Raw genomic sequence first — 14,392 nt, 5'->3', positions numbered from 1 at the left:
CATCGCTGTTGGCGGCCAGTACGGAACCCGGCACATTGACACTCCAGGTTTTACCGTCGGCATTCACCGTCGTCTGGTAGGTCTCGCTGCCGACTTTGACCGTCACCGCGTCGCCCGCGTTGACGTCATTGCCCACCTGACCGGTAACCGCAATCATTTGTCCGGATTCACTGGCATTAATCACGTTGTCGCTGGTGACATTATCGACAGTAATCGAGGCCGTTGGTGCCTCGGTGTCGACACTGTAAGCGTGAGTCGTGTTCGCAGTCGTAACGTTACCCGCCGCATCGCGGGTGGTGACCGTGGCAGAGATATCGCTGTTGGCGGCCAGCACCGAACCGGGAACATTGACGCTCCAGGTCTTACCGTCGGCATTCACCGTGGTCTGGTAGGTCTCAGTACCAACAGTCACGGTCACGGCATCGCCCGCGTTGACGTCATCACCCACCTTGCCAGTGACGGCAATCGTCTGCCCGGACTCGGCGGCATTAATCACATTATCCGATGTGACGTTATCGATAGCGATCGACGCTACCGGTGCAACGGTATCGACACCGTAAGCATGGGAAGTACTGGCGGTGGTGACATTGCCTGCCGCATCGCGGGTGGTGACCGTGGCACTTACATCGCTGTTGGCGGCCAGCACCGAACCGGGAACATTGACGCTCCAGGTTTTGCCATCGGCATTCACCGTGGTCTGGTAAGTCTCGGTGCCGACGGTTACGGTAACTGAATCACCCGCTTTAACTTCATTGCCGACTTTACCGGTGACGGCAATCGTCTGGCCGGATTCACTGGCATTAATCACGTTGTCGCTGGTGACATTATCGACAGTAATCGAGGCCGTTGGTGCCTCGGTGTCGACACTGTAAACGTGAGTCGTGTTCGCAGTCGTAACGTTACCCGCCGCATCGCGGGTGGTGACCGTGGCAGAGATATCGCTGTTGGCAGCCAGTACCGAACCCGGCACATTGACACTCCAGGTTTTACCGTCGGCATTCACCGTGGTCTGATAGGTCTCGGTGCCGACGGTCACGGTAAGGGCATCGCCCGCGTTGACGTCATCACCCACCTTGCCGGTGACGGCAATCGTCTGGCCGGATTCACTGGCATTAATCACGTTGTCGCTGGTGACATTATCGACAGTAATCGAGGCCGTTGGTGCCTCGGTGTCGACACTGTAAACGTGAGTCGTGTTCGCAGTCGTAACGTTACCCGCCACATCGCGTGTGGTGACCGTCGCGGAGATATCCCCATTGGCGGCCAGTACCGAACCCGACACATTGACGCTCCAGGTTTTGCCATCGGCATTCACCGTCGTCTGGTAGGTCTCGGTACCAACAGTCACGGTCACGGCATCGCCCGCGTTGACGTCATTACCTACCTGACCGGTAACCGCAATCATCTGACCGGACTCGGCAGCGTTAATCACGTTATCTGACGTGACATCGTCAATAGAGACAGAAGCCGTTGGTGCCACCGTATCGACACCGTAAGTGTGAGAGGTATTGGCTGTCGTGACATTGCCTGCCGCATCGCGTGTGGTGACCGTGGCACTCACCTCACCATTGGCGGCCAGTACCGAACCCGGCACATTGACGCTCCAGGTTTTACCGTCGGCATTCACCGTGGTCTGATAGGTCTCGGTGCCGACGGTCACGGTGACGGCATCACCGGCTTTCACGTCGTTATCGACGTTACCCGTCACGGCAATCATCTGGCCGGATTCACTGGCATTGATGACGTTATCCGCTGTCACATCGTCAATGGAGATGGATGCCGTTGGTGCCACCGTATCGACGCTGTAAGCATGAGTGGTATTGGCTGTCGTGACATTGCCTGCCGCATCGCGGGTGGTCACCGTGGCAGAGATATCACCGTTGGCAGCCAGTACCGAACCCGGCACCTGCACGCTCCAGGTTTTACCGTCGGCATTCACCGTGGTCTGATAGGTCTCGGTGCCGACGGTCACGGTGACGGCATCGCCCGCGTTGACGTCATTCCCAACCTGACCGGTCACCGCTACCGTCTGGCCAGACTCCGCCGCATTAATCACATTATCCGATGTCACATCGTCAATGGAGACAGAGGCCGTTGGTGCAACGGTATCGACACCGTAAGCATGAGTCGTATTAGCGGTGGTGGCATTGCCTGCGGTGTCGCGGGTGGTTACCGTGGCAGAGATATCACCGTTGGCAGCCAGTACCGAACCCGGCACCTGCACGCTCCAGGTTTTACCGTCGGCATTCACCGTGGTCTGATAGGTCTCGGTGCCGACGGTCACGGTAACGGCATCGCCCGCGTTGACGTCATTCCCAACCTGACCGGTCACCGCGATAGTCTGGTCGGACTCGGCGGCATTAATCACGTTATCTGACGTGACATCGTCAATAGAGATGGATGCCGTTGGCGCAACGGTATCGACACCGTAAGCGTGAGAGGTATTGGCCGTGGTGACATTGCCTGCGGTGTCGCGGGTGGTCACTGTAGCGGAGATATCGCCGTTTGCAGCAAGAACAGCGCCCGGCACCTTCACGCTCCAGGTTTTACCGTCCGCATTCACCGTGGTCTGGTAGGTCTCGCTACCGACGGTCACGGTAACGGCATCGCCCGCGTTGACGTCATTCCCAACCTGACCGGTCACCGCGATAGTCTGGCCAGACTCAGCCGCATTAATCACGTTATCGCTGGTAACGTTATCGACAGTAATTGAGGCCGTTGGTGCAAGGGTATCGACGCTGTAAGCATGAGAAGTACTGGCGGTGGTGACATTGCCTGCGGTGTCACGGGTGGTGACCGTGGCACTCACCTCGCTATTTGCTGCAAGAACAGCGCCCGGCACATTCACACTCCAGGCTTTACCATCGGCATTCACCGTGGTCTGGTACGTTTCCGTACCGACTTTAACGATAACTGAATCACCCGCTTTAACTTCATTGCCGACTTTACCGGTGACCGCAATCGTCTGGCCGGACTCGCTGGCATTGATCACGTTATCGGACGTGACATCATCAATAGAGATAGACGCGGTTGGCGCGACAGTATCCACGCCATAAGTGTGACTGGTGTTCGCGATAGTGACATTGCCTGCCGCATCACGGGTGGTGACCGTGGCAGAGATATCGCTGTTGGAGGCCAGCACCGAACCCGGCACATTGACGCTCCAGGTTTTACCGTCGGCATTCACCGTCGTCTGGTAGGTCTCACTGCCGACGGTCACCGTCACCGCATCGCCGGCTTTCACGTCGTTATCGACGTTACCGGTGACGGCAATCATCTGGCCGGATTCACTGGCATTGATGACGTTATCCGCTGTCACATCGTCAATGGAGATGGATGCCGTTGGTGCCACCGTATCGACGCTGTAAGCATGAGTGGTATTGGCTGTCGTGACATTGCCTGCCGCATCGCGGGTGGTGACCGTAGCAGAGATATCACCATTGGCAGCAAGAACAGCGCCCGGCACGTTGACGCTCCAGGTTTTGCCATCGGCATTCACCGTCGTCTGGTAGGTCTCGGTGCCGACGGTCACCGTCACCGCATCACCGGCGTTGACGTCATTCCCAACCTGACCAGTAACCGCTACCGCCTGGCCAGACTCCGCCGCATTAATCACATTATCCGCTGTCACATCGTCAATAGCGATGGATGCCGTTGGTGCAACCGTATCGACACCGTAAGTGTGAGAGGTATTGGCGGTGGTGACATTGCCTGCCGCATCGCGTGTGGTGACCGTGGCACTCACCTCACCATTGGCGGCCAGTACCGAACCCGGCACATTGACGCTCCAGGTTTTACCGTCGGCATTCACCGTGGTCTGATAGGTCTCGGTGCCGACGGTCACGGTAACGGCATCGCCCGCGTTGACGTCATTCCCAACCTGACCGGTCACCGCTACCGTCTGACCGGACTCGACCGCATTAATCACGTTATCGGATGTGACATCATCGACAGTAATCGAGGCCACCGGTGCCACCGTATCCACACCGTAAGTGTGAGAGGTATTGGCCGTGGTGATATTGCCTGCTGGATCGCGGGTGGTCACGCTGGCGCTCACATCACTATTCGCCGCTAACACCGAACCGGGAACATTGACGCTCCAGGTTTTGCCGTCCGCATTCACGGTAGTCTGGTAGGTCTCGGTGCCGACGGTCACGGTAACGGCATCACCGGCTTTGACGTCATTACCCACCTGACCGGTCACCGCTACCGTCTGACCGGACTCGACCGCATTAATCACGTTATCGGATGTGACATCGTCAATCGAAATTGACGCCAGCGGAGGTAAAGTATCGACCGTGACCGAATCACTCCCACCGATACCAGGAATCCCCGCAGCATCGGTGTAGCTGCCATCCGGGATGCTGACGCTGACTTCGCCCTCAAAATTGTCGGCAGGCGTCAGTGTCGCCGTCCAGCGTGTAGGATCGTTAGGATCCTGCACCAAATTCGTTACAGAGCCATTAACTACGGTGATATCGCTGAGATCAAAACCAACAGGCGGTTTTGTAAAAATGAAGCTGATTGTGCCATCACTATTAATAACAAGGGTGACAGAAGGCGGTGTGGTATCAGTGGTGTTCGTCGTCGTAACAAGCAACGGGGATGCATCTGCCCCTTCCAGTACAGATAAGGCTCTATCAGTAAAGGAGATGCCAGCGGTATCGTAACCAATCGGAGCTGTCACGACATCAGCCGTTAAATCCAATATTACCGTTGAATCGAAATGTCCGCCGCCGCCATCTCCCGCTTCTCCGACGTCATCATTACCTGCGGCAGTGGCTTCTAACACTTGCGTTGGGTCGGCGCCCTGAGCGATCGCATCTTGGATAGCCGCAACATCATCGGCAACATCCGCGTTGTTCTGAGAAGATGCGCTGCTTACATCACTCCAGCGGCTATCACGCCCTATATCTAATGTTTTACCATCCGGTAATGTGATTGAAACTGCGCCATTGGCACCAGTCACCACTTCCTCACCGCTGTAAACACGGTCACCAGCGACCAGCAGCCTTTGGCTCCCATCAAGCGCGACGATAAACACTTGTCCGATAACGAATTTAATGATGCCAATCACACCGTTCAAGATTCTTTCTCCTTGATATCTATAATTATTTTTATAATGAGGCGATATTGCGGCTATAGCTTTTTGCTATCATCCTGATAGGGTTGATTTGCTGTGTGTCGTCCTGACATGTTATTAAAAAAGCGTTACGATAGTGTTGTGATGCGTCAAACGCTTGACTCAATGGCCGATATAATAAAAAATTCGGAATATTCTTTCCAGAACTTTACTCATTTAGAGTAACTCTTATTTTTCTCGTATTGGCGCTCTTCTGGAATGAAATTAACATATTGATATTAAATTAATAAAATAAAATAAATTCGCTAAGCGTTTATATAACACTCAAACACTTTAATAGGAATAATCACAAATAAAGTTTTTGTGAAGGAAAACTGCTGATGATGCGTAGATACCATTTTGCTTTATTACCTTTTATTACCCTTTTTTCCACAGCGACACATGCCGAGACGATCCAGGATGCGATAAAAAGCACGCTCTATACGCATCCTGAAGTGAGTGCATCCATTAATAGTCGTTTTTCTGCCGAACATGATTTACGTGCAGCAGAAGGGGGATATCTTCCTTCCATAACCCTAAGTGCAGGCGTAGGCCGCGAAGAAACCGATAGCCCCTCAACGCGTGCCAGCGCGAATAAACGCGTTGAACTCAGCCGTCAGGAATCGAGTATTAATCTAAGCCAGACGGTGTTCGATGGTTTCGCCACCTCAAGTGAGGTCGGCAGACAACGCGCCACCGTCAATTCACGCGCCTATAAAGTATTAAATACCAGTGAGTCGACGGCGTTAGATACGGTTCAGGTCTATCTCAATGTTCTGCAACGTCAGGAATTTGTCCGTCTGGCACAAGCCAATCTGGCAAGCCATGAACGCATTTACGATCAAATTAGGTTGCGCAGCGAACAGGGCGTTGGCCGATTGGCCGATTTGGATCAGGCCGAAGCACGTCTTGCGCAGGCTCGTAACAATGTACTGACAGAACAAACCAATCTGGACGATGCCAAAATCAACTACATGAGCATTGTGGGCAAAGTACCGGAAAATTTGGTGATGCCTGATGCTTCTGTGATAAAGCTCCCCGCTTCATTGGAGGAAGCGCAGCGTATCATGCTGGCTAACAGCCCGGCGCTGAAATCCGCAGAGTCAGATATTGAAGCCACACAGCAGCAATATGAGGCTTCAAAATCAACGTTTTATCCACGCATCAACATTGAACTCTCTCGTACGATGGATAACAACGTTGACGGGACGCGCGGCCAGAACAATGAATGGCAGGCGATGTTGCGGATGCGCTACAACCTGTATGAAGGCGGTAGCAGCAAGGCCAATATGGAATCAAAAGCCTATCAGGTAAAAGAAGCGCAGGATGTGCGAAATAATGCCCTACGCCTGCTGAGCGAAGAGCTAAAACTAGCCTGGTCAGCGTTAAATAACTCGCGCCAACAGTTGCCGATCGCCGCAGAGTATGCCGACCGCAGTATGAAAGTGCGTACCGCCTATCAGAAGCAATTTGGCCTGGGGGAAAGGACGCTGTTGGACTTGCTGGACAGTGAAAACGAGTTATTCACCGCACAACGCCGTCTGGTCGAGGTTCGCTTCACTTCGCTCTACACCGAATACCGGATCGCATCACGCATGGGAGAGCTATTAAACCGTTTGGCAATCCCTGCGCCTGATGCTGGTACCAGCTTGACAAACGTAACCCCCCACACAGAGTTGCCGAGCCTTAATTAATATATTTCATTGGTCAGACGGCGATAAATTATGGTTTATATGCGAGGGAATTACGTTGCGTAAGGGAACGTTCCGTTAAATGAAGTTGCATTCAGTACAAGAGACTCAGGGTTTTGATAAATCAGTTGCCCAGGAGCCTATCGCCCATGAGTCTACTGTTGCTCATGAATCAACGATCGTTCATGAAGCGACTACCTCGCATGAAACCATCGTTCATGAAAATAATAGTGACCCTCGCAGCCGTCATGACGACCCGTTATTGGATAGTTTGCTGATCCTCTGTGCCTTGCAAGGGAAATCGGTCAGCCGTACCACCCTCACCGCAGGGCTGCCGTTAGCTAACCAACGGTTATCCGTCGCGTTGCTTCCAAGAGCGGCTGCGCGTGCGGGATTGCAAGGACGCGTTCTCAAACGTTCTCTGAATAAAATCTCTGAGATGTCACTCCCGGCAATGTTGCTGTTGCGGGAAGGACGAGCGGCGATTTTGTTAGGCTGGAACGCTGACGGCAGTGCACGCCTGATGCCGAGTGAAACGGAAGGCGGGGAAATTTCCGTCGAGCACAATACGCTGCAACAAAATTATCTGGGTCTGGTGATGTTCGCCCAGCCTCGTCACCAGTTCGATCTGCAAAATCCATCGCTGATCCCCCGTACAAAATCCTGGTTCAAGGATACGCTTAAGCTTTCACATTCGCTCTATCTTGATGCCATCCTCGCCACGCTGCTGGTGAACATTATCGCGCTTGCGACGCCACTGTTCGTGATGAATGTCTATGATCGAGTTGTACCGAATCAGGCAACGGCGACCTTGTGGGTGCTAGCGATTGGCGTTACCGGTGCTTTTGTTTTCGATTTGATACTCAAAACGCTGCGTGGCATTTGCCTTGATATGGCGGGCAAAAAAACCGATCTGATTATTTCCGCCACGCTATTCGAACGCATTACCGGTATGTCGATGAAGGCCCGACCACCGAGGGTCGGTAGCTTTGCGCAGAATATTCATGAATTTCAATCGCTCAGAGATTTCCTTTCCTCGCTGACGCTGACGACGCTGATCGACTTTCCTTTTACGCTACTTCTGCTGTTGGTTATCGGCATCATCGGCGGTCCGCTGGTCTGGGTTTCTATCCTCGCTTACCCTATCGCCCTGTTGGCGAGTTGGGCAATGCAAAAGCCCCTGTCCGACACCATTGAAAAAACGATGCACCTTGCCAGTGAGCGGCAGGCTACGCTGATCGAAACGTTGAGCTGTCTGGATGCAATCAAGGTCAATAATGCGGAAAGTGAACGTCAGCACCAATGGGAACAGACCATTGGCAGCCTGAGCAAGCTGGAAATGCGGGCCAAGGCGCTGTCTTCATTGGCGGTAAACCTGACGCAGTGGTTCCAGCAATTTGCTGGCGTTGCCATGATCATTGTCGGCGTCTACATGCTGATTAACGGTAAACTCAGTATGGGTGGGCTGATTGCCTGCTACATGCTGAACGGCAGAGCGCTTATGCCGCTGGGCCAACTGTCTGGTCTGGTCAGCCGTTACCAGCAGGCGCGTTTGACAATGCAAACCACCGAACAAATGATGCAATTACCGCAAGAGCGTAGCGATAACGAACGCCCACTGAAGCGTGAGAGCATCCGAGGTGGTATCGAATTTCGCGATGTGACGTTCAACTACCCGGAACAAAAAACCAGTTCGTTGCAAGGCATCAGTCTGACCATCGCTCCTGGCGAGAAAGTCGGCGTTATTGGCCGTAGCGGTTCCGGCAAAAGCTCGCTGCAAAAACTGATTGTTAACCTCTATCAGCCTAACACCGGCAATATTCTGATCGACGGCGTCGATGCCCGTCAGTTGGATGTCAGCGATTTACGCCACAATATCGGCTATGTTCCTCAAGATATTCAGCTATTTAGTGGTTCACTGCGCAATAACCTGATTAGCGGCGCACGCTATGTCGAAGACGAAGCGATGCTGCGCGCCGCAGAAATTTCAGGGGTGAATGAGTTTGCTCGTCTGCACCCAGATGGCTATAACCTTCAGGTTGGCGAACGCGGTCAACAACTCTCCGGCGGGCAGCGTCAGGCTGTCGCGATAGCCAGAGCGCTATTGCTCGATCCGCCGATTTTGGTGCTGGATGAACCCACCAGTTCGATGGATAACACCAGTGAAGATCGGTTAAAGCAGGCTCTGGTTCCCGTCATTGCGGAGAAAACACTTTTGTTGGTTACCCATCGGGTTTCCATGTTGGCACTGGTCGAGCGTTTAGTGATTGTCGATAAAGGAAAAATTATCGCGGATGGGCCGAAAGCAATCGTGATGGATGCGTTGAAGAAGGGGCAGATCAATGCATCTCGGTAAATATATCAAACGAATCAAACGGTATTTCGTTGGCGGAGATGAAGAAAGCCTGCAAACGATGCCTGAAGTGAGCCGGGCAATGGCTGAGGATTCGCCACGCTCTATTCGCTTTACGCTATGGGCTATCGGCGCTTTTTTCCTATTTTTCATCCTGTGGGCCGGACTGGCGGATATTGATGAAGTCACCCGGGGTGACGGTAAAGCCATCCCCTCTTCCCGATTGCAAAAAATCCAAAATCTGGAAGGTGGCATCGTCACGGAAGTGTTCGTTCGTGAAGGGCAGGTCGTTAATGCAGGCGATCCTTTACTGCGCCTTGATGATACACGCTTTTCTTCCAACGTTGGAGAAACCGAGGCCGACCGGCTTGCTCTGCTCTCGCGCATTGAACGTCTGAACGCTGAAATCAACGATAGAGAACTCGTGCTTTCGGAAGAAATTACGACGCAAGCGCCCAAAATCGCGGCAGGAGAAAAAGCGCTTTATAACAGCCGCCGCCAGCAGTTCCACAATGAGGTGTCTGGTCTGGAAGAGCAATTGATCCAGCGTCGCCAGGAGTTGAGAGATTTCTCTGCCAAGGAAATTCAGTTCCGCAATAGCCTGAGCCTGCTCCAGCAAGAAATTAAAATGTCAGAACCGCTGATCGCGGAAGGCGCCATTTCTAAAGTAGAAGTGTTACGCCTGCGCCGCGCAGAGGTCGAAACTCGGGGCCAGCTTGATTCGATCAAACTCTCGATTCCTCGGGCAGAGTCTGCGATTAAAGAGAGCGAGAATAAAATAGAGGAAACGCGCAGTCGTTATAAAAGCGAGGCGTTATCTCAGCTGAGTGAAGCACAAACCAACCTGAACAAAATTGAAGCCACGGGCAAAGCACTCGAAGACCGGGTAAACCGAACGCTGGTCGTCTCCCCCGTTCGCGGTATCGTGCAGCAGGTTTTGGTGAATACGATCGGCGGAGTGATTCAGCCGGGTAGCGACCTGGTTGAAATTGTCCCACTGGACGATAACCTGTTGGTGGAAGCTAGGATTCGTCCACAGGATATTGCGTTTTTGCACCCAGGTCAGGATGCCGTAATAAAATTAACGGCCTACGACTACACTATTTATGGTGGTTTAAAGGGCCAGTTGGAGCAAATCAGCCCAGACACCGTAACCGATAAAGAAGGGAACAGCTTTTATATTATTCGTTTACGGACTGATAAGAATTATTTAGGCTCAGCCGATAAACCACTTCTTATCATTCCGGGTATGGTGGCCTCTGTTGATATAATAACGGGAAAGAAAACGATTCTCAGCTATTTGTTAAAGCCGATTATTCGAGCAAAAGCAGAAGCACTACGGGAAAGATAATAAAAAAGGCGCTCAATAGAGCGCCTTTTTTATACTCGATCCATCAATGATCGTTCATATTGTGATAAATCTGAGTTTGACTGCGTCCTATGGCTTTAGCCTGATACATGGCAGAATCGGCATTAATTGCCAATGTCAGCGAGTCAGTGCCGTGCTCTGGATACAACGCAATACCGATACTGCATGATATATCCAGCGTTTTCCCATTGATATCGAAAGGCTTGTTCAACGCGTTATGGATTTTATCTGCAACATAAAGCGTATTGTCAATTTCCTTAATTCCCTGAAGCAAAATAATAAATTCATCACCGCTACGGCGATATACCGTATCCGAATCACGGACCGCACCGCGCATACGCGCCGCCGCTTCTTTCAATAACAAATCGCCAACAGCATGTCCGAACGAATCATTTATCTGTTTGAATTTATCGAGATCCAGGAACATCAGCGCGATTTTCCTGCCCGTTTGTTTGGATAACAGAATCGCCTGTTCCATTTGTTCGGCAAATGTCAGGCCATTAGCCAATGACGTTAATGAGTCATAGTGCGCCAGTTGACGGTAGTGTTCCTCACTACGCCGCAACATATCAATGGCATGATACCGCTCTATAGCGATCGCAATCAGCTGTGCTGATTTCTCAATAGAGAAAATTTCCTCTTCGGTCGGCACATATACTTTGCGATGGTAAACGCTCAAAACACCTAATATTTCTTTGTTCTGCCCGATAATAGGTTCAGACCAGCAGGAACGCAGCCCGGCATATAATGCGAGCCCTTTATATAACGACCAATGCGGATGGACAGAAATATCGTCAGCAATGACGCGCTTTCCGGTATAAGCCGCGGTACCAAAAGAAGCCACGCCATCGGCAATTTTCACGTTGTGAATGGCATTCTTATAGAAGCCAGGCAGGCTCGGCGCGGATCCCAGCGTCAGACATTTTTTGTCTTTATCAACCAGTAGAACCGAGCAAACGATACGACCTGGATTTTTTTCCTCAACGCTGAAAATGATCGCATCCAGGATATCTTTCAGCGGCGCGCCGCTTGATAACAACTCCAGTGCACGATTGTATGAATTATCATGATGTTCCTGCGATTTTCGTTCCGTGATATCTAACTTAATGCCGACATACTGAGTTGTATTACTCGCTTTATTATATATTTTAACGATATTGGCTTTTTCCCAATATAGTTGTCCATCTTTACGCCGGTTAACGAACTCGCCACTCCAAACATTACCCTTATTGATGGTAGACCACAGATCTTCATAGACGCTGGCGTTAGTCATACCAGAATTTAATATATTCGTTTTTTTGCCGATAACCTCATCTGGCATATAGCCTGACATGGTAATAAACTGACGGTTGACGTAAATGATTTCACAATTTTCATCTGCGATCATTATTGAAGCAGGACTATATTCCATCGCAAAGAAAGTCATGTTGAGAAAATCTTGTTTTTTCTGCTCATTTTTAGACTTTTGTTTAATTTTTCTATTTTTCACAGAAGAAAACAATAACATCATCAAAAGTAAGGTTATTATAATTTCATACACAATAACACTCTCCTCAGGCCCGAGTGGTCCTGATCGTACAAATCACAACGCTGATGACGAAAAATCCCGGTAACAAACCCCTATCCCATCGATTTTCGGGACTGGCGCACTTCCGGAGAGCAGAAAGGATGAAAGAAAAAACGCTGCATGAAGCAGAAGTATTTAGAAACATAGCAACGTCAGCATAAAGCCCTCGCATATGACTGTGCGCAGATAAAAACAACAAATTCAAAAGAGTATCTTAATTTAAGAGTAGTATTTGTTCGGCTTATAAGTTTCTCTAATGGAATAAAAGAATATCCCTAAGGTACATGGCAATATATTCTTAACATCAATTTTTTGTAAGCAAATCAATTATACCAATAAGTATCATTGTTTTAATCAGAAAAATCTATCACAAAATGATTTTCGATCGTTAACAGTAAACATTATATTTTTTTACCATTAAAAATCAAATAATTAAAATAAAAAATAAAATCATTAACGCAAATGTTTGATTATATAAGTCATAATTTGATGCAAAATCAGCAGATTCCCTTCTTATCATTTTATTGAAATTAAACATCGCCATAACAAATAAAATAAGAATAAAATAAGAAAATAAAAACAAAATACAGCACTATACGTTGCAATATAAAGCAGATGCTGAGCACGAAAGAGACAACATTTTTGTACGACAACAAAACATTAGGAAATATAATGAATGAATATGGCGGAGAAGAATGGAAGGATATATAGCAGTACGTTAATACAAAAGTGACAGCTTAAACAATATGTTACCATCTACAGTTCAAGCTTCAGCGCCTCAAAACGCTCAAATGGTTGAGGGCGTGAGAGGTAGTACCCTTGGGCGGCGTAAGCATGCGATGCCTGAACAATTGCCCACTCCTCCTTGGTTTCAATCCCTTCAATCACGACATAATTGCAAAAACGCGACAGCAAAGCGATCAAGGCAGGAAATACGGTCCGCCCTTCATCACTCTGTTGCAGGAGAATAAAGAGCTCGCGCGCCACTTTAATGCAATCATACTGGGCCAGTATAAGTGATGAAAAATTCGCCATACCGCAGCCAAAATCATCCAACCATAGTGTTTGCGCTTCAGGGAGTTTGGTTAATATTTCTTTTGGTAATCCTCCCTGATTTTCGACCATTTCAAAACGAATCCAGGGCATTGCAGCGATCAGGCGTTTGGCTTCAAGATTATTTTGCAGAGCCAGTAGCGTCATACCATCAATATTGACGGAGGCAAAAAGATCGTCGCGAATAAATCGAAAACTCCACTGAGATAAAAGTTGCAGTTGTTCTACAATAATTAACAGACGGGTTTCAACATCAATATTCGCGAAGTATTTTTCAGGAGAGATGAATTTTTGCGGCAGGGTAGGAGAAAAAACGGAAGTCAGTAACTCAATAGCCATTAATTTACCTGATGTTCGATAAATTGGCTGAAAAGTATACCGCCGTTGACATTGATGCCAATAATCAGCGCTTAATGACTCCTCGCTTCCCTGTTGGAAAAATCCTGCCCCAACCTGATTAAGATGACCTTCCTGCTGCACTATGAGTTCCGCCATTAAACTGACACTATTAGTTATGAAATTATATCATACGGACATGCATCGTCATCGACTCTTCAGATGCAAACTTCATCGGCAATATCGGTTAAATCAATGTCCATGATTTTACAAAAATACCTGCTTCAATATCACAACTAAATTTATTTAAACTGTAAATCAATAAATTAAAATCCAAGAAACACAGCCACACTGGCTGATTTATACAGTCTAAAGCATGCGTATGAAACCAATTTAACGAACAGATGGTAATTTTACCCTGTAACCTCACTATTTATGCAGCCAATCGATAACATGCTGAGGATGCCCGAAAACACGTAAACCACCACAGTAAACTGTCCGGAAAAAGGGTAGGTCAAAAACAACCAGAACCGATTAGCCAGTATATTCTGCATCCATGACAGTTACGCGTGTTTAAACTCGCCTCAACGGGTATAATCTGCGCCCTGTTTGTAAGGTAGAAGAACATCATGGCGTTACTCATCACCCATAAATGCATCAACTGTGACATGTGCGAGCCCGAGTGTCCTAATCAGGCCATTTCCATGGGCATGGATATTTATGAAATTGATACCACTCGCTGCACTGAGTGCGTTGGCCACTATGACACACCGACGTGTCAGAAAGTCTGTCCGATCGACAACACGATCATCAAAGATCCAAACCACGTTGAAGGCAATGAGCAGTTGTGGGAAAAATATGTGCTCATGCACCATGCCTACAGGATTTAAACATCCATTTG

At 49.4% G+C, this 14,392-nt stretch carries 7 protein-coding genes; 4 read left to right on the top strand and 3 right to left on the bottom strand.

What is annotated here, in order from left to right; translation table 11 throughout:
- A partial coding sequence (locus ACKQAD_RS15850; protein ID WP_409161036.1) for a retention module-containing protein occupies nucleotides 1–5,077 on the bottom strand: 5,077 nt, incomplete at its 3' end.
- A gap of 386 nt (nucleotides 5,078–5,463) precedes the next feature.
- Between ACKQAD_RS15850 and ACKQAD_RS15845 the strand changes: the two genes are divergently transcribed.
- From ACKQAD_RS15845 to ACKQAD_RS15835, 3 genes are all read left to right on the top strand, one after another.
- Nucleotides 5,464–6,816: a TolC family outer membrane protein gene (locus tag ACKQAD_RS15845; protein ID WP_409161028.1), complete on the top strand. Its 1,353-nt coding sequence runs from the start codon at nucleotides 5,464–5,466 to the stop codon at nucleotides 6,814–6,816.
- Nucleotides 6,817–6,895: 79 nt separating this feature from the next.
- On the top strand, nucleotides 6,896–9,169 hold the full coding sequence (locus ACKQAD_RS15840; RefSeq protein ID WP_409161027.1) for a type I secretion system permease/ATPase: 2,274 nt from the start codon (nucleotides 6,896–6,898) through the stop codon (nucleotides 9,167–9,169).
- Nucleotides 9,156–10,517: an HlyD family type I secretion periplasmic adaptor subunit gene (locus ACKQAD_RS15835; RefSeq protein WP_409161026.1), complete on the top strand. Its 1,362-nt coding sequence runs from the start codon at nucleotides 9,156–9,158 to the stop codon at nucleotides 10,515–10,517. The genes ACKQAD_RS15840 and ACKQAD_RS15835 overlap by 14 nt, the downstream gene beginning before the upstream one ends.
- A 43-nt stretch (nucleotides 10,518–10,560) precedes the next feature.
- Here ACKQAD_RS15835 and ACKQAD_RS15830 read toward each other — a convergent pair whose 3' ends face one another.
- Nucleotides 10,561–12,075 carry a sensor domain-containing protein gene (locus ACKQAD_RS15830; RefSeq protein WP_409161025.1) on the bottom strand — a complete coding sequence of 505 codons (1,515 nt, stop codon included), beginning with the start codon at nucleotides 12,073–12,075 and terminating at the stop codon, nucleotides 10,561–10,563.
- A gap of 783 nt (nucleotides 12,076–12,858) precedes the next feature.
- Complete coding sequence (pdeH, locus tag ACKQAD_RS15825; protein WP_409161024.1) at nucleotides 12,859–13,650, bottom strand: cyclic-guanylate-specific phosphodiesterase; 792 nt, start codon at nucleotides 13,648–13,650, stop codon at nucleotides 12,859–12,861.
- 470 nt (nucleotides 13,651–14,120) lie between these two features.
- Here pdeH and ACKQAD_RS15820 point away from each other — a divergent pair, with 470 nt between their 5' ends.
- On the top strand, nucleotides 14,121–14,381 hold the full coding sequence (locus ACKQAD_RS15820) for a YfhL family 4Fe-4S dicluster ferredoxin (RefSeq protein WP_409161023.1): 261 nt from the start codon (nucleotides 14,121–14,123) through the stop codon (nucleotides 14,379–14,381).
- Nucleotides 14,382–14,392 lie beyond the last annotated feature (11 nt).

The sequence above is a fragment of the Pectobacterium artocarpous genome (assembly GCF_046159765.1).
In the GTDB taxonomy this organism is placed as follows: Bacteria; Pseudomonadota; Gammaproteobacteria; order Enterobacterales; family Enterobacteriaceae; genus Pectobacterium.
This window is presented reverse-complemented; position numbering and strand designations above follow the sequence as displayed.

Bases quoted from the DNA above. Each gene is read 5' to 3' on its own strand.
- ACKQAD_RS15845 (WP_409161028.1), top strand. From the start codon at position 5,464: ATGATGCGTAGATACCATTTTGCTTTATTACCTTTTATTACCCTTTTT.
- ACKQAD_RS15835 (WP_409161026.1), top strand. From the start codon at position 9,156: ATGCATCTCGGTAAATATATCAAACGAATCAAACGGTATTTCGTTGGC.
- ACKQAD_RS15840 (WP_409161027.1), top strand. From the start codon at position 6,896: ATGAAGTTGCATTCAGTACAAGAGACTCAGGGTTTTGATAAATCAGTT.
- pdeH (WP_409161024.1), bottom strand. From the start codon at position 13,650: ATGGCGGAACTCATAGTGCAGCAGGAAGGTCATCTTAATCAGGTTGGG.
- ACKQAD_RS15820 (WP_409161023.1), top strand. From the start codon at position 14,121: ATGGCGTTACTCATCACCCATAAATGCATCAACTGTGACATGTGCGAG.